Origin of the sequence: Bradyrhizobium sp. Y36 (genome assembly GCF_002531575.1) — a bacterium.
GTDB lineage: Bacteria > Pseudomonadota > Alphaproteobacteria > Rhizobiales > Xanthobacteraceae > Bradyrhizobium.
Genome location: NZ_NWTI01000012.1, coordinates 79,002 through 94,904, shown reverse-complemented (window position 1 = coordinate 94,904; position 15,903 = coordinate 79,002). Strand labels below are relative to the sequence as shown.

Annotated in this window: 15 protein-coding genes and 1 riboswitch; of the genes, 5 read left to right on the top strand and 10 right to left on the bottom strand. The window is 65.6% G+C overall.

Annotated elements, in window-relative coordinates; all coding sequences use genetic code 11:
- The first annotated feature begins 76 nt into the window (after positions 1-76).
- The 3 genes from CO669_RS20360 (at position 77) to CO669_RS20350 (ending at position 1,623) form a co-directional block, all read left to right on the top strand.
- Positions 77-436: a VOC family protein gene (locus CO669_RS20360; protein WP_097661728.1), complete on the top strand. Its 360-nt coding sequence runs from the start codon at positions 77-79 to the stop codon at positions 434-436.
- A 140-nt stretch (positions 437-576) separates the two neighbouring features.
- The gene (locus CO669_RS20355) at positions 577-978 is read left to right on the top strand and encodes an SRPBCC family protein (protein WP_097661727.1); all 402 of its coding nucleotides are present in this window, start codon (positions 577-579) and stop codon (positions 976-978) included.
- 129 nt (positions 979-1,107) lie between these two features.
- On the top strand, positions 1,108-1,623 hold the full coding sequence (locus CO669_RS20350) for a hypothetical protein (RefSeq protein WP_198964133.1): 516 nt from the start codon (positions 1,108-1,110) through the stop codon (positions 1,621-1,623).
- Between the two features lie 79 nt (positions 1,624-1,702).
- On the opposite strand, the gene CO669_RS20345 is transcribed toward CO669_RS20350, so the two are convergent.
- From CO669_RS20345 to CO669_RS20330, 4 genes are all read right to left on the bottom strand, one after another.
- Entirely contained in the window at positions 1,703-3,145 is a 1,443-nt protein-coding gene (locus CO669_RS20345; RefSeq protein WP_097661725.1) for an MATE family efflux transporter, read from the bottom strand.
- A gap of 165 nt (positions 3,146-3,310) precedes the next feature.
- Entirely contained in the window at positions 3,311-4,363 is a 1,053-nt protein-coding gene (locus tag CO669_RS20340) for a hypothetical protein (protein WP_097661724.1), read from the bottom strand.
- A 105-nt stretch (positions 4,364-4,468) separates the two neighbouring features.
- Positions 4,469-4,885, bottom strand: a complete 417-nt coding sequence (locus CO669_RS20335) for a PAS domain-containing protein (RefSeq protein ID WP_097661723.1) — start codon at positions 4,883-4,885, stop codon at positions 4,469-4,471.
- 105 nt (positions 4,886-4,990) lie between these two features.
- A complete protein-coding gene (locus tag CO669_RS20330) occupies positions 4,991-6,127 on the bottom strand; it encodes a 2'-deoxycytidine 5'-triphosphate deaminase (protein WP_097661722.1) in 1,137 nt (378 codons plus the stop codon).
- A gap of 80 nt (positions 6,128-6,207) precedes the next feature.
- A riboswitch (SAM riboswitch) is annotated at positions 6,208-6,287 on the top strand.
- Positions 6,288-6,361: 74 nt separating this feature from the next.
- On the opposite strand from CO669_RS20330, the gene CO669_RS20325 reads away from it, so the two are divergent.
- Positions 6,362-7,549: an O-succinylhomoserine sulfhydrylase gene (locus tag CO669_RS20325; protein ID WP_097661721.1), complete on the top strand. Its 1,188-nt coding sequence runs from the start codon at positions 6,362-6,364 to the stop codon at positions 7,547-7,549.
- A gap of 40 nt (positions 7,550-7,589) precedes the next feature.
- Here the strand turns inward: CO669_RS20325 and CO669_RS20320 are convergent, their stop codons facing one another.
- Genes CO669_RS20320 through CO669_RS20310 form a run of 3 tightly spaced genes read right to left on the bottom strand, consistent with a single transcriptional unit; the run spans position 7,590 to position 10,630 of the window.
- Positions 7,590-8,582 (bottom strand): SGNH/GDSL hydrolase family protein, encoded by a 993-nt coding sequence (locus CO669_RS20320; protein ID WP_097661720.1) that lies wholly within the window; start codon positions 8,580-8,582, stop codon positions 7,590-7,592.
- A gap of 12 nt (positions 8,583-8,594) precedes the next feature.
- Positions 8,595-9,365 (bottom strand): SGNH/GDSL hydrolase family protein, encoded by a 771-nt coding sequence (locus CO669_RS20315; RefSeq protein WP_097661719.1) that lies wholly within the window; start codon positions 9,363-9,365, stop codon positions 8,595-8,597.
- A complete protein-coding gene (locus CO669_RS20310; RefSeq protein ID WP_097661718.1) occupies positions 9,365-10,630 on the bottom strand; it encodes an OpgC domain-containing protein in 1,266 nt (421 codons plus the stop codon). Before CO669_RS20310 ends, CO669_RS20315 begins: the two co-directional genes overlap by 1 nt.
- A 209-nt stretch (positions 10,631-10,839) precedes the next feature.
- On the opposite strand from CO669_RS20310, the gene apaG reads away from it, so the two are divergent.
- Positions 10,840-11,232, top strand: a complete 393-nt coding sequence (gene apaG, locus CO669_RS20305) for a Co2+/Mg2+ efflux facilitator ApaG/CorD (RefSeq protein ID WP_198964152.1) — start codon at positions 10,840-10,842, stop codon at positions 11,230-11,232.
- A gap of 1,305 nt (positions 11,233-12,537) precedes the next feature.
- Here the strand turns inward: apaG and CO669_RS20295 are convergent.
- The 3 genes from CO669_RS20295 to CO669_RS20285 all read right to left on the bottom strand — a co-directional run bounded on the left by CO669_RS20295 (position 12,538) and on the right by CO669_RS20285 (position 15,863).
- On the bottom strand, positions 12,538-13,545 hold the full coding sequence (locus CO669_RS20295; protein ID WP_097661716.1) for an Hsp33 family molecular chaperone: 1,008 nt from the start codon (positions 13,543-13,545) through the stop codon (positions 12,538-12,540).
- Between the two features lie 174 nt (positions 13,546-13,719).
- The gene (gene argF / locus CO669_RS20290; RefSeq protein WP_097661715.1) at positions 13,720-14,655 is read right to left on the bottom strand and encodes an ornithine carbamoyltransferase; all 936 of its coding nucleotides are present in this window, start codon (positions 14,653-14,655) and stop codon (positions 13,720-13,722) included.
- Positions 14,655-15,863 (bottom strand): aspartate aminotransferase family protein, encoded by a 1,209-nt coding sequence (locus tag CO669_RS20285; protein WP_198964131.1) that lies wholly within the window; start codon positions 15,861-15,863, stop codon positions 14,655-14,657. Before CO669_RS20285 ends, argF begins: the two co-directional genes overlap by 1 nt.
- Positions 15,864-15,903: the final 40 nt, after the last annotated feature.

The window sequence follows — 15,903 nt, the reverse complement described above, 5'->3', positions numbered from 1 at the left end:
AGCTGCCCGCCTCTCCCCGACTAGCTTCGTCTCCGGCGCGCGCCATTTTCGGCGCGCTTTGCAAACGGAGACGACCATGTACGACCACATCGGACTTCGCGTTGCCGACCTCGACGCCGCGACGCGCTTCTACACCGCGGTGCTGGCACCGCTCGGCTACGTGCTGTGCTCCAGCGGCGACGGCTATGCCGGCTTCGGGCCGAAGGGCGAGCCGGCGCTGTGGCTGCACCTGAACAAGGGCCGCAAGGCCGACGGCGCGCATATTGCGTTCCGCGCCGGAAATCACGACGCGGTCAAGGCGTTCCACAGCGAGGGCTTGAAGAGCGGCGGCCGCGACAATGGCGGCGCCGGGCCGCGCAAGGATTACAGCCCGACTTATTATGCGGCGTTCCTGATCGATCCCGACGGCAACAATGTCGAGGCGGTTTGCACGTAAGCCCGGGCTGCTAGTGCCGTCGCTGCGAAGCGAAGCAATCCAGGAATGTCTCCGCGGAGATGGCCTGGACTGCTTCGCCGCTTCGCTCCTCGCAATGACGGAGTTTCCGGCCAAGTTCCAACTTCATCAAGGACACTCCCATGGCCACCATCCACAACGACATCTCCCTCAACGCCCCCGTACGCGACGTCTGGGACGCCGTGCGCGATTTCGGCGCGCTGCATGAGCGGCTGGTGCCGGGCTTCGTCACCGCCTGCACGCTCGACGGCGATGCGCGCATCGTCACCTTCGCCAACGGTTCGGTGGCGCGCGAGGTGCTGGTCGCTTGCGACGAGACGCGGCAGCGTCTCGTCTATGCCATCAGCAACGAGCGGCTGAAGCATTACAGCGCCTCGGTGCAGGTAATCGCCGACGGCGAGCGGAAAAGCCGCCTGGTCTGGATCATCGACATGCTGCCGAACGAGCTTGCGAGCTATGTCGAGGCGCAGACCCGGGAGGCCGAGACCGCCTTGCACAAGGCCTTCCCGCCCGCTGCGGCGTGAGCTGCCCTCCACGCCCTGCCGCTCCGTGAGTTTTCTCACAGAGCGGCGCCCTCGCCAGCCGTAACCATGGCGGCGTGCGTCCGGTTGGCTCCGCTCTCCCGGCGGGGCTGCGCACGCGAGGAGCATGCCATGAGAGGTGCGGACAAGGTGATCTGCCAGGCAGCCGCCGTGCTGCTGCTGTTTTCGGTCGCAAGCACGCCGGCGAAGGCGCAGCTCGCCGGATTCGGCGGAGGCGGCGCCGGCGGCGAGGACATGATGACCCAGATGGCCCCGATGCTGGAGATGATGAAGGCGAAGATGGGCAAGCGCCGCTTCGCCATGATGATGCAGACCATGGGGCCGATGATGAGCCGCATGATGGAGAATGGCGGCGGCGGGCTCGGTGGCCTCGGTGGCATGATGGGCGGCGGCGGCCTGAATGGCCTCTCCGCCGGCAATCTCGGCGGCGGCTTCGGCGCGCCGAATTACGGCGGCTACGCGCCGATGAGCGGCGGCACCATTCCGGCCGGCTTCGGTGGTAGCGGCGGCGACATCATGGGCATGCTCGGCGGCGCCGGTGGCGGTGACATGATGGCGATGATCCCGCAATTGATGCGCCTCGCCAATGTCGGCGGCGGCGGCCATCGCCGCCACAGGCATCGCTAGAGCATGATCCGGAAAAATGTGCAGCTGTTTTCCGAAAGGATCATGCTCGAACAACAACCTGAAGCGCGATCATCGCGCTTTAGTCGGCGCCCGATAGTGCCGGCCTGATCGCGGGCTCTTTCGTGCGCGGTCCCCAGCGTGTCAGCAGGACGCTGGAAGATGAGAGCAGGCCGAGCAGGACCATCGAGCTTGCGGCCAGCCAGAAAAAGCTCTGCGCGCTGGCCCCGTGGGTCGACAGCCACCAGCCTGCGCCGGAGATGTAGATCAGCCGCGCCGTCTGCGCCAGCACCGGCCCGATCACCTTGGCGGCGCCTTGCGACGAGAAGTACATCGTCGTGGCGATGCCGAAAAAGGCGTAGAACGGCCCGACCGTCGAGAGATATTGATGGCTCGCCGCGCGCACGGCCGCGCTGTCGGTGAAGATGTTGATCCAGAGATCGGGGAACATCGCGACGACGCAGGCCGGCGCACCGACGGCGGCGAAGGCAGCAGCGGCGGCGATCCAGGCGACGCGGCGGGCGCGCGCGATGTTGCCGGCGCCGATCGCCATCCCGACCATCGGCACGCAGGCGATGCCGAACGAGAACGCGATCGAGGTCAGCAGGAATTCGAGCCGCGCGCCGATGCCGTAACCGGCGAGGATCGCGGTGCCGAACTGCGCCAGCATGTGGGTGAAGATCGAGATCGTCAGCACCGATTGCAGCGGCGAGAAGCAGGCGATGGCGCCGACCTTCAGGATGTCGAAAAACATCGCCCATTGGATGCGCAGGCCGCGCAGCTTCGGCGTAATGCGTGCGCGCCCGGAGAACAGGTACCAGCCCATGATGCAGATGTTCATGGTGTAGGCGATCAGCGCGCCGGCCGCGACACCGCGCATGCCGAATTGCGGCACCGGGCCGAGCCCGAGGCCGAGCGTGCCGCCGAGCACGATCTGCCAGGCCGCCGAGTTGAGGATGAGGAACGACGGCAGCTTCATGTTGCCGGTGCCGCGCAGCACGCCGGCCATGGTGTTGAGCAGCCAGGGCAGCACGGCGCCGCCGAAAAACACCTGCGTATAGGCGATCGCATGGGTCAGCACGTCGCCGCGGCCGCCGAGCATCTCCAGCACTCTTGGTCCGAAGATCAGCATGCCCAGCATGAAGACGAGGCCGAAGGTGATCCCGATCAGAATCGCATGCATGGCGAGCGTGGCCGCGCGCTCGCGGTTCCCGGCGCCGAGCGCGCGTGCAATGGCGGATGCCACCGCGCCGCCCATGGCGCCGCCCGACATCGTCATGGTCAGGATGATGGTCGGAAACACCAGCGCCATCGCCGCCAGCGCCTCGACGCCGAGCCGGCCGATATAGGAGGTCTCGGCGATCACCGTGCAGGTGCCGGCCGACAGCGCGATCACGTTGGGCCAGGCGAGCGACAGCAGCGTGCGCAAGATCGGTCCGTCGACAAGCGCGCTGCGCACCGGCCGCGGGGGCGGCGGCAGCGGGCGGTCTTGTTCATCGACCGGGATTTCGGCGATGTCGGACATGTCCTCTCCGGGAACAGGCGCCATTTGCGGCGCGGCAATGCATAGGTGTGCCAATAATCTTGTTCGCGCGCAGGGCGCAGCGAGGCTTGTTAGCACGGGGCGGAGCGATTCCTCCTGCGCCAGATGCAGGCGTGCCCTGCGGCAGCGCATTTCAACGGATGAAGGCTATTCGATCGTCCAGACCAACGGCAGTCGGCCGCCAGCGGCGGGACGCACATGCACGCCGATGTGCCGGCCGCATCCGGCAGCAAGGCCTTCGAACAGTCCCTCCAGCACCTTGGCGCAGGCGGGATGATCGTCGGCGACGTCGTCCATCAGCTTCCAGCTCTGCTGGCGGAGTTCGAATGCGCCTTCGGACTGCGTCATCTCCGCCGCATCGTCCTGCGCGGCGAACAGCGCGCTCAGGAACGATGCGAATTCGCTTATCCCACCGCGCCCCACCGCCAGCGCCGCTGCAACCTCGTCGAAATATTGCATGCCGATCAGCTTGCCGGTGAGGCGCAGCAGATAGCCGGCGTCTTCCGGGCCGAACAGCTGCACCATCACGGGCGCGGCGGTGCGGACATATTCCATCGCATAATTGCGATAGGCTTTCTCCAGGCGGGGCTTCGGCCAGCTCGCAACGGGAAGTGACGGCGCGGTCTTCGCATCGAACAGCGGCGCTTCGAGGTGGCGTGCGAACACGAGTCGCTGGTCCAGCTCGAGCGGATGATCGTATTGGTGGTAATAACCTTCCAGCCCGTCCTGGCCGTCGACGCTCTGCTTGGTGCAGACGAAGCCGAGCCTCGTATCTCCGAGCGCGACGCCGTTGTTGGCGTGCCAGCCGCGCAGCATCGCGCGGCTCACCTCGCCCGGCACGCCGCAGATCGCGGTGCCCTTCCAGATCCAGCGCGGCGGCGGATAGCGGATCCAGGCCTTGGTATCGCTCTCATACATGTACTCGACATGCACGCCGCCGATCCAGTTGGAGAGGTAGTGATATTGCGCAGCCGCCACCGCCGGCGGCAGATGATCGATCCCGAGCTTCTTGAGGCCGGGCAGGAAGCGCTCCTGCTGCTGGCGGCGAAACACGCGGAAGACGAATTCCGCCGCATCGGCGGTGCCACGGCGCGAGACGACGGTGAGGATGAGGCCGGTGAAGTAGGCGTGATAGAGGTCGGCAACCGCGCGCCAGCGCTTCCATTGGGCTTCCTGCGCGGCGTCTGAGGCGGCGGTCATGTTCGCTCCCGATCGTTGATTTTGATCGAGTGTGTCACTGCACCTTCCGGCAGGCAACATGACGCCCGTGCAGGGCGCCCTGCGCGATCGCCTGCCAATTCCGCATCACGAAGTTTCCGGCGGCGTCCTGGCTGCGCGCTCGCGCTCGACCCGCTCGGTGACATCGCGCGCCATCGCAACCGATCCGAGCACGTTGCCGCCGGAATCCCGCACCAGCGCGAAGGTCATCTCGATGTAGAGCTTGCGTCCGCTCTTGTGCAGCGCGCGGGTCAGCGTCGGCTTGCCCGAAAGCTTCATCGCGCCGCTGGCGAGTGCGGCCTCAAAACCCTTCCAGTGCGCGGCGCGCAGATGCTCGGGAATGATCAGATCGAGATTCTGGCCGAGCGCTTCTGCCGCGGAGAAGCCGAACAGCGTCGTCGCCCCACCGTTCCATCGCATGATCGTGCCGGAGCGATCCGAATAGATCAGCGCATCCGCGACGTTTTCGGCGATCTTTGCGTCGAGTTCGGATGGATTGCTCATGTCAACACCTCGTAGCCGGGATGGAGCGGAGCGCAATCCGGGATCGGACCACGAGTGAGACTGGCCCGGATTACGCTTGCGCTCCATCCGGGCTACAGGATCGCGCTACACCCGGAAATGCTTCGATAGTTTGAGGCCCTGCGCCTGGTAGTTCGAACCTATGCGCTGGCCGTACATCGCGTCGGGGCGGGCCAGCATCTTCTCGTAGACCAGACGGCCGACGATCTGGCCGTGCTCGAGGATGAACGGCACTTCGCGCGAGCGCACTTCCAGCACGGCGCGCGATCCCAGCCCGCCGGCGCCGGCATAGCCGAAGCCGGGATCGAAGAATCCGGCATAGTGCACGCGGAATTCGCCGACCAAGGGATCGAACGGCACCATCTCCGCGGCGTAGTCGGGCGGCACCTGCACGGCTTCCTTGGAGGCGAGGATGTAGAACTCGCCGGGATCGAGGATCAGGCTGCCGTCGGGACGGGCCGAGATCGGCTCCCAGAAATCTTCCACGGCATAGCCGGAGCGGCGGTCGACGTCGACGACGCCGGTGTGGCGCTTGGCGCGGTAGCCGACGAAGCCGCTGGCTTTCTCGCCGGAGAGATCGACCGAGACGGCAACGCCGCCGGCGAGATCGGCATCGTCGATGTCGACGAGGCGCTCGGTGGCGTGCAGGGCTTCGAGCTCGTCGGCGTTGAGAATGGCATCGCCGGTGCGGAAGCGCACCTGGCTGAGACGCGAGCCCTCGCGCACCAGCACCGGAAACGTCTTCGGGCTGATTTCGGCATAGAGCGGGCCGTGATAGCCGGCGCCGATCATGTCGAAGCGGCGGGTGCCGTCGGCGATCACGCGGGTGAAGACGTCGAGCCGGCCGGTGGAGCTCTTCGGATTGGCGGCCGCGACGATCTCCGGCGGCAGCGCGAGGCTCTCCAGCAGCGGCACGATGTAGACGCAGTTGGTCTCCAGCACCGCGCCGTCGGCGAGGCTGAACTCGTGCAGCTTCAATTCGTCGATGCGCTCGGCAACGGTGGCGCCGGGACCGGGCAGGAAGCTGGCGCGGACGCGATAGGCGATGTCGCCGAGGCGCAGATCGAGGCTGGCCGGCTGGATCTGGCTTTCCACGAAGTCATAGGCGGGCAGGATGAGGCCTGCCTCCGCCATCGCCGCGATCATGCGGTCGGGCAGGATACCATTGGCGTCGGGCGCGACCGTGAACGTCAACCGGGGGTCCTCATCAGGGGTCAAATGCATCCGGACATGCCGGAAATACAGGCCTTTTACGGCTATCCGATGGACGCCTTGACGGAAAGGGCATTGCGGAATATGAGCATCACTTATCCCGTGGTGATTTGAGCCGGCCGGCTTGCAGCCACGTTAAATAAGTCGCTAAACAGGCCGGGGACCTCTGAGATCCCGGCCCGTGGACATGTCCAGGCCGGTTTTTTTGTGCCCGCTTTCGACGAAGCGGTCGCGTCGGAGGTACCTATGTCGAAGTCGTCTGCCAACTACCGTCCCGAAACCCGCCTGGTCCATTCCGGCACCCTGCGCTCGCAATATGGCGAGACGTCGGAGGCGCTGTTCCTGACCCAGGGCTACGTCTACGACACCGCCGAGCAATGCGAGGCCCGGTTCAAGGGCGAGGACCCCGGCTTCATCTATTCGCGCTACTCCAACCCGACGATTGCGATGTTCGAGCGCCGCATGATCGAGCTCGAGGGCGCCGAGGCCGCCCGCTCGGCGGCAACAGGCATGGCCGCGGTGACGACCGCGATCCTGGCGCCGCTCAAGGCCGGCGATCACGTCGTGGCCTCGCGCGCGCTGTTCGGCTCGTGCCTCTACGTCATCCAGGACCTGCTGCCGCGCTATGGCATCGAGACCACGCTGGTCGACGGAGCCAATCTCGACGAATGGCAACGCGCGGTGAAGCCCAACACCAAGACGTTCTTCCTGGAGAGCCCGACCAACCCGACGCTGGACGTGCTCGACATTCCCGGCATCGCCGAGATCGCGCACAAGGGCGGCGCGCGGCTCGTCGTCGACAACGTGTTCGCGACCCCGATCTGGCAGAGCCCGCTCGCGCTCGGCGCCGACGTCGTCGTCTACTCCGCGACCAAGCATATCGACGGCCAGGGCCGCTGTCTCGGCGGCATCATCCTGTCGTCGGAAGCCTTCATCGCCGAGCACATTCACAATTTCATGCGCCAGACCGGCCCGTCGATCTCGCCATTCAACGCCTGGGTCCTGCTCAAGGGCCTGGAGACGCTGGGCGTGCGCGTGCGCGCGCAGACCGATACCGCCTCGCGCATTGCCGACGTGCTGGCGAGCCATCCGAAGATTTCGCGGCTGGTCTATCCCGGCCGCGCCGATCATCCGCAGGCCGCCTTGGTGAAAAAGCAGATGCGCGGCGGCTCGACGCTGGTCGGCTTCGAGGTCAAGGGCGGCAAGCAGGGCGCGTTCCGCGTGCTCAACGAACTGAAGCTCGCCAAGATCTCGAACAATCTCGGCGACGCCAAGTCTCTCGTCACGCATCCGGCGACCACGACGCATCAGCGCCTGAAGCCGGAGGACCGCGCCGCGCTCGGCATCAGCGAAGGGTTCATCCGCTTCTCGGCGGGGCTCGAGCATGCCGACGATCTGATCGAGGATCTCACGGCGGCGCTGGAGAAGGCGTGATCTTTCTTACCCTCCCCTGGAGGGGGAGGGTAAGCAAAGCCTACATCGGCCGATACGTCCGCACATCCGCCGGCACGTTCACGCCGAGCTTGATCTGGCCGACCGAGCGGATGATGTCGTCGCCGAGCAGCTGGGCGAAGCAGGCATAGCCCCAATCGTTCATGTGCAGGCCGTCGGCGATCACGAAGCTCTCGACCGGGATCGACTGGTTCTCGTGCCAGTCGCGCATCACCTCGAAACGCGGGAAGATGCCGACGTGACGAAGCTCGGCGACCCTGCCGAGCAGGTGCACCATCTTGCCGGCGCTCTCCTTGCGCTGGTTGACGGCGGGCGAATATTGCGGATCGACCAGCACGATGTCGGCGCCGCCGGCGGCCTGGATGCGGCCGATGCCGTCCTCGACCAGCTTGGCGGTGTCGCCGGGATCGAGGTTGCGCAGCACGGCGTTGGTGCCGACCTGCCAGATCACCATGTCCGGATGCACGTCGATCACCTCGGTCTGCAGGCGCTTCATCATCTCGGGTGCGTCCTCGCCGCCGACGCCGGCATTGATGACGGTGATGTCGGCGGTCGGATAGTGCCGGCGCAGCTGCGCGGCGAGACGATTCGGATAATTGAACTCAGGCGAGCTCGCGCCGAAGCCGGCCGTCGATGACGAGCCGAACGCGACGATGACGACGGGCTTGCCGGCAACCAGCTTGCCCGCGACATGCGGCAGCGAGCCCATCGCCTTCGAGCCGCCCTTCGGCGGCAGGCATGGCACGCGGCTGAAAATATCGGCGGCGGATCTTGCGACCTGCTTCACCTTGTCGATGGCGCGCGTCGTGACGCCGCGCTGCTCGGACGAGGTCGCGGCAACGGTGGTCTGGGAGGGCGAAGCGGGAGCCGGATCAGCCGACTGCGCGGGCGCGGGCGTTGCCTGTGCAGCTTGCGTCTGCGCATGCGACTGCCCGGCCGGCGCCAGCAACAACAGCGCTGCGGCTGCAGGCGCGGCCAACCATGCCGTCAGGCGAAAAGGGCGGAGAGAACTCATTAACGCTAGACCTCAATTTTGCTGCTGGACCGGCTCCAGATGAGCTGCGTCGATCACGAACTGTGCCAACGCCCGGCCAAGGCAATCATGAACCTGCTTCGCCAGTTCGGGCCCGCGGGACGGGCTGAACAGGTCGAACTGACCCTGATCATTCCACTGCCGCATGATCGCGAAACGATCGAACAGCGGAATATCGTGCTCCTGCGCCACCACCTTCATATTATCGAGATAAGGCGGCGCCGAGATCATGGTCTCCGTACGCGGGCTGTATTGCAAGTTCATCAAGACGACGTCAGCCCCCGCATTTTGCAGCGCGGAAACCCCTTCCGTCACCGCGCCGCGAAACTCGTCGGGATCGATGGCTCGGATAGCGTCCACGGTCCCGGTCTGCCAGATCACCAAAGTAGGCTTTTTTGCTTCCATCAGCTTAACGAAGCTGCTCGCCGCCTCCTCGGCGGTCTTCTTGCTCTGTATTTCTACGGAGACGTGCACGGCCTCCGAGGGGGGCAGCTTGTCCTTCAGGATGGCCTGCATACGCGCCGGATAGGAGGCGTCCTCGGCGGACGGAATCGTGGTCGAGCGGCTGCCGATGACCAGGATTTCGAGCGGCTTGCCGGCCTTGATGGCATCGGCGACCTTGGGAAGCTGGCTTTCGCTGGTAAGCAGATAGGGCGGCAATTCGCACGCCGCGGGCACGGCAGGCGCAGCATCGCCCGCGCGCGCCACAGGCGCGGCGAGGCTACCGCATAGCAGGATCAGGCTCAGGAGAACCTTCGCCTTCATCAGCCCCCTCCCGCCAGATCGGCGTTGCCGACGGCGTTTTTGGTTTTCGCACCGCTCTTGTCAGCCACGCGCTTGTACCACGAAATCACCCAGGCCACGCCCCACATGATCAGGACCCCGGAGAGACTAATCAGCGCATGCATGGCTGCGCCGCCGGAGACTTCGGCGAGAATGAAATGCCCGGCGAAGGCCAGGAAGACGCCGAGACAGAAGATCTCGAGGGAATGCTGGCCACATAGAATCAATGGGCGCAGCCAGCGCGATTTCAACCCCGGCCAATCCCGGGGCAGGAAGCGCACGGTGAGCGCGGCCAGCGCCAGGAAATGCGTGAAGCGCAGCACGTCGAGATCGGTCTTGTCGATCGGATACATCCACTGCTCGACCCGCTTCGGCATGAACTGGGAGAGCTGCGGCACGTACCAGGTCAGCGTCACGTAGAACGCCGCGACCAGATAGGCGATCGAGATCCACATCGTCACGGGCGAGGCCAGGATGCGCGACATGCGTCGCGCACCTCCCAGCGCGCACCACGCACCGAACACGAACAGCAATTGCCAGGCGAAGGGATTGAAGGCCCAGAAGCCGTTCGGATAGGCCGAGAGGTAAAGGTCGTATTCCCAGGTGACCGCGTAGAGCAGGACCGAGAGCCCGAGCGTGACGTCGGGTCGCCACTTCATCGACCACAGGATCAAGGGCAGCGCGAGCATCAGTACGATGTAGAGCGGCAGCACGTCCATGTTGACGGGCCGGAAACGCAGCAGCAGCGCCTGCACGATGGTGACGTCGGGCTGCTTGAGAAAATCCATGATGCCCATCTCTTCGGTGTAGAGCGGGTTCTCGAAGCGGGTCGCCACGTAGGAGATTTCGGCGAGGAAGATCGTGAACAGGAAGACATGGGCGACGTAGATCTGCCAGACCCGGCGCAGGATGCGCGCGGTGGCGATGACGACGCCGCTCTCCAGCATCGCCCTTCCGTAGACGAAGGCGGCGGTGTAGCCGGAGATGAAGATGAAAATCTCGGTGGCGTCACTGAAGCCGTAATTGCGGATCGTGAACCAGGTGAGCAGGCTCGGCGGCAGGTGGTCGATGAAGATCAGCCACAGCGCGAGCCCGCGGAACAAGTCGAGCCGGAGCTCGCGCTCGCCGATCGCAGGCAGCGTGATGGCCGGCGCCCGCGCACGCGGCTTCGCCCCCGCCGGCTTGCTGTCGGCGGGCTTGGCGGTTCCCGCGATCGTCGTTCCCGTCACTTGGTCGGCAATGGTCATCGGGGGCCAAAAACCCTTCCGCAAATCGCGACGTCTCGAGGAGTGTACCGGTCCGCTTCCGAACTCGCAAAGCGGCCGGACCAGATGGGATATCCCTTTGCGGGTGTTTCCCTCCGGGGTGTCCTTCTCTTTGAAATCTGGCGGGACGATGTCGCCAAAGCCGGCCGCGGCGTTTGGTTCCGGCGCCGGATTTCGGTATGGTAGCAGCCATGTACCGCGCCGTGACCCGCCACATCGAAGTGACCGTCGAGCCGAACTTTGTTCCGGAGCAGTCGTCGCCCGACCGTTCCCGCTATTTCTGGTCCTACACCATCGTCATCACCAACTCCGGCGAGGAGACCGTGCAGCTCAAGACGCGGCACTGGATCATCACCGACGCCTCCGGCCGCCAGCAGGAGGTGAAGGGCGAGGGCGTGGTCGGCGAGCAGCCGATCCTGGCCCCCGGCGAACGCTTCGAATACACCTCGGGCGTGCCGCTCTCCACCGCCTCCGGCTTCATGACCGGCCGCTACCAGATGGTCACCGAAAGCGGCGAGCGTTTCGAGATCGACGTGCCGACGTTCTCGCTCGATAGCCCCGACAACAAGCGGGTGTTGAATTAGGGTCTCGTTCCTCCTCGTCATTGCGAGCGGAGCGACTTGTCCGCCGAAGCCTTGGCGAAGGCGGAAGCAATTCAGAGTCTTTCCGCTGCGGGTTTCTGGATTGCTTCGTCGCAAGGGCAAAATTGCTTCGCAATATTGTCGCAGGCTCCTCGCAATGACGGAGCATGGGGCCGCAGCGCCGTAGGGTGGGCAAAGGCGCAAAGCGCCGTGCCCACGATCTCCATCGATAACAACAGAGGCGTGGGCACGCTTGCGCTTTGCCCACCCTACGACATCGAGCTTGTGGCACGCAGCTCGGCTTACAGACTTCGTCGCAAGCGCTCCTCGCAATGACGGAGCATGGGGCGGCGATCTGCTCCTCCACCTGACACTGTCATTCCCCGCGAAGGCGGGGAATCCAGTTTGCCGCGGCTTATCGGCTCAATCACTGCGGCCTCTGGAATACTGGATCGCCCGCCTTCGCGGGCGACGACACCGAGTGTAGGGCTGAGGGCATGGCTTCGCGGCCTCGCGGCTTGTTTCGCCCGAGCTTTGCTTGATCTGATCGCCCTCTTAGCCAAGAGGGCACAGGGAAGGCCGGGTGCCGGCTCGCACCCGCGGTCCGCTGCGCGAAATGCGCACGCAGAAGGACCCGCGCAGCAGCATACAGGTGGTGCCGATCACGCGGCCTTCCCTGCGCGGTGGTCGGACGGCTTATGCCGTGATCTCCCGGGAGCCGAACTTTCCTCTGGCCTCCCTCGCCCCGCGAATTGACGATGCCGTCTGCCCGATTGGGCTCGCGCACATCTTCGCGACAGGCTTGACCGTGGCAACGACGGCCAGGACCACACGGTTTTGCCGTACGCGCGGCCCCCCTATCGCCGCAGTTTTTCCGGCTCCGTCGACGAAGCCGGAAACTTACGAGCGAGACGAAGCCTGACAGCGCCGTTCGTCCGCACGCGGGGATCGGGCTCACAGGGACTACCCGCCCTGCCCGCCCCATCTCGTGCCGACGCTGCCGCGTCCACCGCAAGCCCGGCTCGCGAAAATGACGACACCATGATCGCCCCTCTTGAGTGAGCCGGGATGGGCGACACATACGTCAAAACCGAATTTCGGTAAAGTGGAATATTTTTGAGCGGATGGATTGACACGGGGCCGACCACAGGGCCGGTGCCGTAGGGTGGGCAAAGGCGCGCGCTTGCGCGACGTGCCCACGATCTCTCTCGGTTCACAGCCAGAACGTGGGCAAGGCGCTTTGCGCCTTTGCCCACCCTACGAGAGCTGCGTCCGGGGCACGAGAGCGGAGGATGATGACAAACAGACTTACGCGTCTTCCACGCCCGCCTCGTGCGGGGTGAACTGGTAGACCGACGAGCAGAACTCGCAGGTCACCACCACCTTGTCGTCCTTGACCATGGCGGCGCGATCGTCGGGCGAGAAGCTCTTGAGCATCGAGGCGACCGCATCGCGCGAGCAGGAGCATTGCGCCTTCAAGGACAGCGGATTGAACACGCGCACGCCGCGCTCGTGGAACAGGCGGAACAGCAGCCGCTCGCCGGAGAGCTCGGGATCGATCAGCTCGACGTCCTCGACGGTCTCGATCAGCGAGCGCGCCTCGACCCAGGCATCGTCCTCGGCAACAGCGTGCACCTCGGCACCTTCGGGCGCATCGCCGGGATGCAGGTCCGCCTGCCGCGCGCGCTCCGGCGCCTTGGGCAGAAACTGCATCAGCATGCCGCCGGCGCGCCAGCGGTGCTTGCCGCCGTCGTGACTGCGCCACTCCTCGCCGACCGCCAGACGCACCTTGGTCGGGATCTGCTCGGAGCGCAGGAAATATTCGTGGGCGGCGTCTTCCAGGCTGCCGCCGTCGAGCGCGACCAGGCCCTGGTAGCGGCTCATGTCGGGGCCCTGGTCGATGGTCATGGCGAGATGGCCGCGGCCGAGCAGCGTGCCGGAATCCTTGGTATCGCCGAGGCGTGCGGCATCGAAGCGCGCATAGGCGCGCAGGCGATCCGGCGCCTGGTAGTCCACCACCAGGAACGACACCGGACCATCGGTCTGGGCCTGCAGGATGAAGCGGCCCTCGAATTTCAGCGCCGAGCCGAGCAGCGTCGTCAGCACGATGGCCTCGCCGAGCAGCTTGCCGACCGGCGCCGGGTAATCGTGCTTGGTCAGGATGTCGTCGAGCGCAGGGCCAAGGCGCACCAGGCGCCCGCGCACGTCGAGCGCGTCGACCTCGTAGGGCAGCACGGCATCGTCGATCGGAACCGCGGATGGCGCGCGAACCGGGCCTTCGGACCCGGTTTTCATGTCAGGGGATTGGGAAACCATGGGGCGTTATCTGGGGTCGGAGGGCGGAAATGGAAGGGGCGCGCCCACGTTCCGCCGCCCTCGGAACGACGTCGGACTGCGTAGGCGGGATGGAGCGCAGCGCAATCCGGGAGTCTTTCCACGCGTCGAGCCCCCCGGATTTCGCTGCGCTCCATCCGGGCTACAAGTCAAAGGCTACTTCACCGCGTCAAAGCACCAGGCCAAAATGCCCTTCTGCGCGTGCAGGCGGTTTTCGGCCTCGTCGAACACGACCGATTGCGGGCCGTCGATCACCTCGTCGGTGACCTCCTCGCCGCGATGGGCGGGCAGGCAGTGCATGAACAGCGCATCGGGCTTGGCGAGCGACATCAGCTTGCTGTTGACCTGATAGGGCTTGAGCACGTTGTGGCGATGCTCGCCCTCCTTGTCGCCCATCGACACCCAGGTGTCGGTGACGACGCAATCGGCGCCGCGCACGGCGGCTTCCGGATCGGTGCCGAGCATGATCGGCGCGCCCGTGGCCTTGACCCAGTCGCGCATCGCCTTTTTCGGCGCGAGCTCCGGAGGGGTGGCGACGTTGAGCTGGAATTTGAAGCGCTCGGCGGCATGCGCCCAGGACGCCAGGACGTTGTTGTCGTCGCCGGTCCAGGCCACCGTCTTGCCCTCGATCGAGCCGCGATGCTCCTCATAGGTCATGAGGTCGGCCATCACCTGGCACGGATGCGAGCGCCGCGTCAGGCCGTTGATGACGGGCACCGTCGCATATTCCGCAAGCTCGAGCAGCGCGTCGTGATTGAGGATGCGGATCATGATGGCGTCGACATAGCGCGACAGAACGCGCGCAGTGTCGGCGATGGTCTCGCCGCGGCCGAGCTGCATCTCGGCGCCGGTGAGCATGATGGGCTCGCCGCCGAGCTGCCGCATGGCGACGTCGAACGAGACGCGGGTGCGGGTCGAGGGACGCTCGAAGATCATCGCCAGCGTCTTGCCTTCGAGCGGCCGCACCGGCTGATGCGCCTTCTGCTTCGCCTTCATGGCGGAGGACGCGGCGAGCATGCGCTTGAGCTCCGACAGCGGCAGCTCGTTGATGTCGAGGAAGTGCTTCGGCGTCTTGGTGGGTGACTTGCTCATCAGCTTGCCGCCCGCTTGGTCTGACTGGAGGAGATCGCAGCGCAGGCACGTTCGAGCCTGGTGACGCTGTCCTCGATCTCGGCCTCGGTGACGATCAAAGGCGGCAGGAAACGCACGACATTGTCGCCGGCGCCGACCGTGAGCAGCTTTTCGCTGCGCAAGGCGGCGACGAGATCGCCGGAGGGCACCACGGCCTTGATGCCGATCAGAAGGCCCTCGCCGCGCACCTCGCTGACGACATCGGGGTGACGGTCGATCACGGAGGCGAGCTTCTGCTTCAGCAGCAGCGACATCTTCTGCACGTGGTCGAAGAAGCCGGGCTTGAGCATGACGTCGAGCACCGCATTGGCCGCCGAGATCGCCAGCGGATTGCCGCCGAAGGTGGAGCCGTGCGAGCCGGGGCCCATGCCGGCCGCCGCATCGGCGGTCGCCAGCACAGCACCGATCGGAAAGCCGCCGCCAAGGGCCTTCGCCAGCGACATCACGTCGGGCGTGACGCCGGTGCGACGATACGCGAACAGGTCGCCGCTGCGGCCCATGCCGGTCTGCACCTCGTCGAAGGCGAGCAGCAGGCCCTTGTCGTCGCAGAGCTGGCGCAGCGCCTTGAGGAAGGTCGGCGGCGCCGAACGCACACCGCCCTCGCCCTGGATCGGCTCGATCAGGATGCCGGCGGTGTTCGGACCGATCGCCTTCTTCACGGCCTCGATGTCGCCATGCGGCACCTGGTCGAAGCCGTCCATCGGCGGGCCGAACCCTTCGAGATATTTTGCAGAGCCGGTCGCGGCGAGCGTCGCCAGCGTGCGGCCGTGGAAAGCGCCTTCGAAAGTGATGAGGCGATAACGCTCCGGATGGCCCTTGGAGAAGTGATGATGGCGGACCAGCTTGATCACGCCCTCCAGCGCCTCGGCGCCGGAATTGCAGAAGAACACGAAGTCCGCAAAGCTCTCGTTGCACAGGCGGCTCGCGAGCTTCTCGCCGTCCGGGCTCTGGAACAGGTTCGACATGTGCCAGAGCTTCGTCGCCTGCTCCTGCAACGCCTGGATCAGATGCGGATGGCAATGGCCGAGCGCGTTCACCGCGACGCCCGAGGTGAAATCGAGATAGCGATCGCCATTGGTCGCGATCAGCCAGCAGCCTTCGCCGCGCTCGAAACCGAGGTCGGCCCTGGCAAAAACGGGGAGCAAATGCGGGGCTGCGCTGTTAGTCATGACGGTCACTTGAATGTTGCGGACGGTGTGAGGCGTGCAT

Excerpts from the sequence above, each read along its gene's own strand:
- CO669_RS20360 (WP_097661728.1), top strand. The coding sequence starts at position 77 with ATGTACGACCACATCGGACTTCGCGTTGCCGACCTCGACGCCGCGACG.
- CO669_RS20355 (WP_097661727.1), top strand. The coding sequence starts at position 577 with ATGGCCACCATCCACAACGACATCTCCCTCAACGCCCCCGTACGCGAC.
- CO669_RS20350 (WP_198964133.1), top strand. The coding sequence starts at position 1,108 with ATGAGAGGTGCGGACAAGGTGATCTGCCAGGCAGCCGCCGTGCTGCTG.
- CO669_RS20345 (WP_097661725.1), bottom strand. The coding sequence starts at position 3,145 with ATGTCCGACATCGCCGAAATCCCGGTCGATGAACAAGACCGCCCGCTG.
- CO669_RS20340 (WP_097661724.1), bottom strand. The coding sequence starts at position 4,363 with ATGACCGCCGCCTCAGACGCCGCGCAGGAAGCCCAATGGAAGCGCTGG.
- CO669_RS20335 (WP_097661723.1), bottom strand. The coding sequence starts at position 4,885 with ATGAGCAATCCATCCGAACTCGACGCAAAGATCGCCGAAAACGTCGCG.
- CO669_RS20330 (WP_097661722.1), bottom strand. The coding sequence starts at position 6,127 with ATGCATTTGACCCCTGATGAGGACCCCCGGTTGACGTTCACGGTCGCG.
- CO669_RS20325 (WP_097661721.1), top strand. The coding sequence starts at position 6,362 with ATGTCGAAGTCGTCTGCCAACTACCGTCCCGAAACCCGCCTGGTCCAT.
- CO669_RS20320 (WP_097661720.1), bottom strand. The coding sequence starts at position 8,582 with ATGAGTTCTCTCCGCCCTTTTCGCCTGACGGCATGGTTGGCCGCGCCT.
- CO669_RS20315 (WP_097661719.1), bottom strand. The coding sequence starts at position 9,365 with ATGAAGGCGAAGGTTCTCCTGAGCCTGATCCTGCTATGCGGTAGCCTC.
- CO669_RS20310 (WP_097661718.1), bottom strand. The coding sequence starts at position 10,630 with ATGACCATTGCCGACCAAGTGACGGGAACGACGATCGCGGGAACCGCC.
- apaG (WP_198964152.1), top strand. The coding sequence starts at position 10,840 with ATGTACCGCGCCGTGACCCGCCACATCGAAGTGACCGTCGAGCCGAAC.
- CO669_RS20295 (WP_097661716.1), bottom strand. The coding sequence starts at position 13,545 with ATGGTTTCCCAATCCCCTGACATGAAAACCGGGTCCGAAGGCCCGGTT.
- argF (WP_097661715.1), bottom strand. The coding sequence starts at position 14,655 with ATGAGCAAGTCACCCACCAAGACGCCGAAGCACTTCCTCGACATCAAC.
- CO669_RS20285 (WP_198964131.1), bottom strand. The coding sequence starts at position 15,863 with ATGACTAACAGCGCAGCCCCGCATTTGCTCCCCGTTTTTGCCAGGGCC.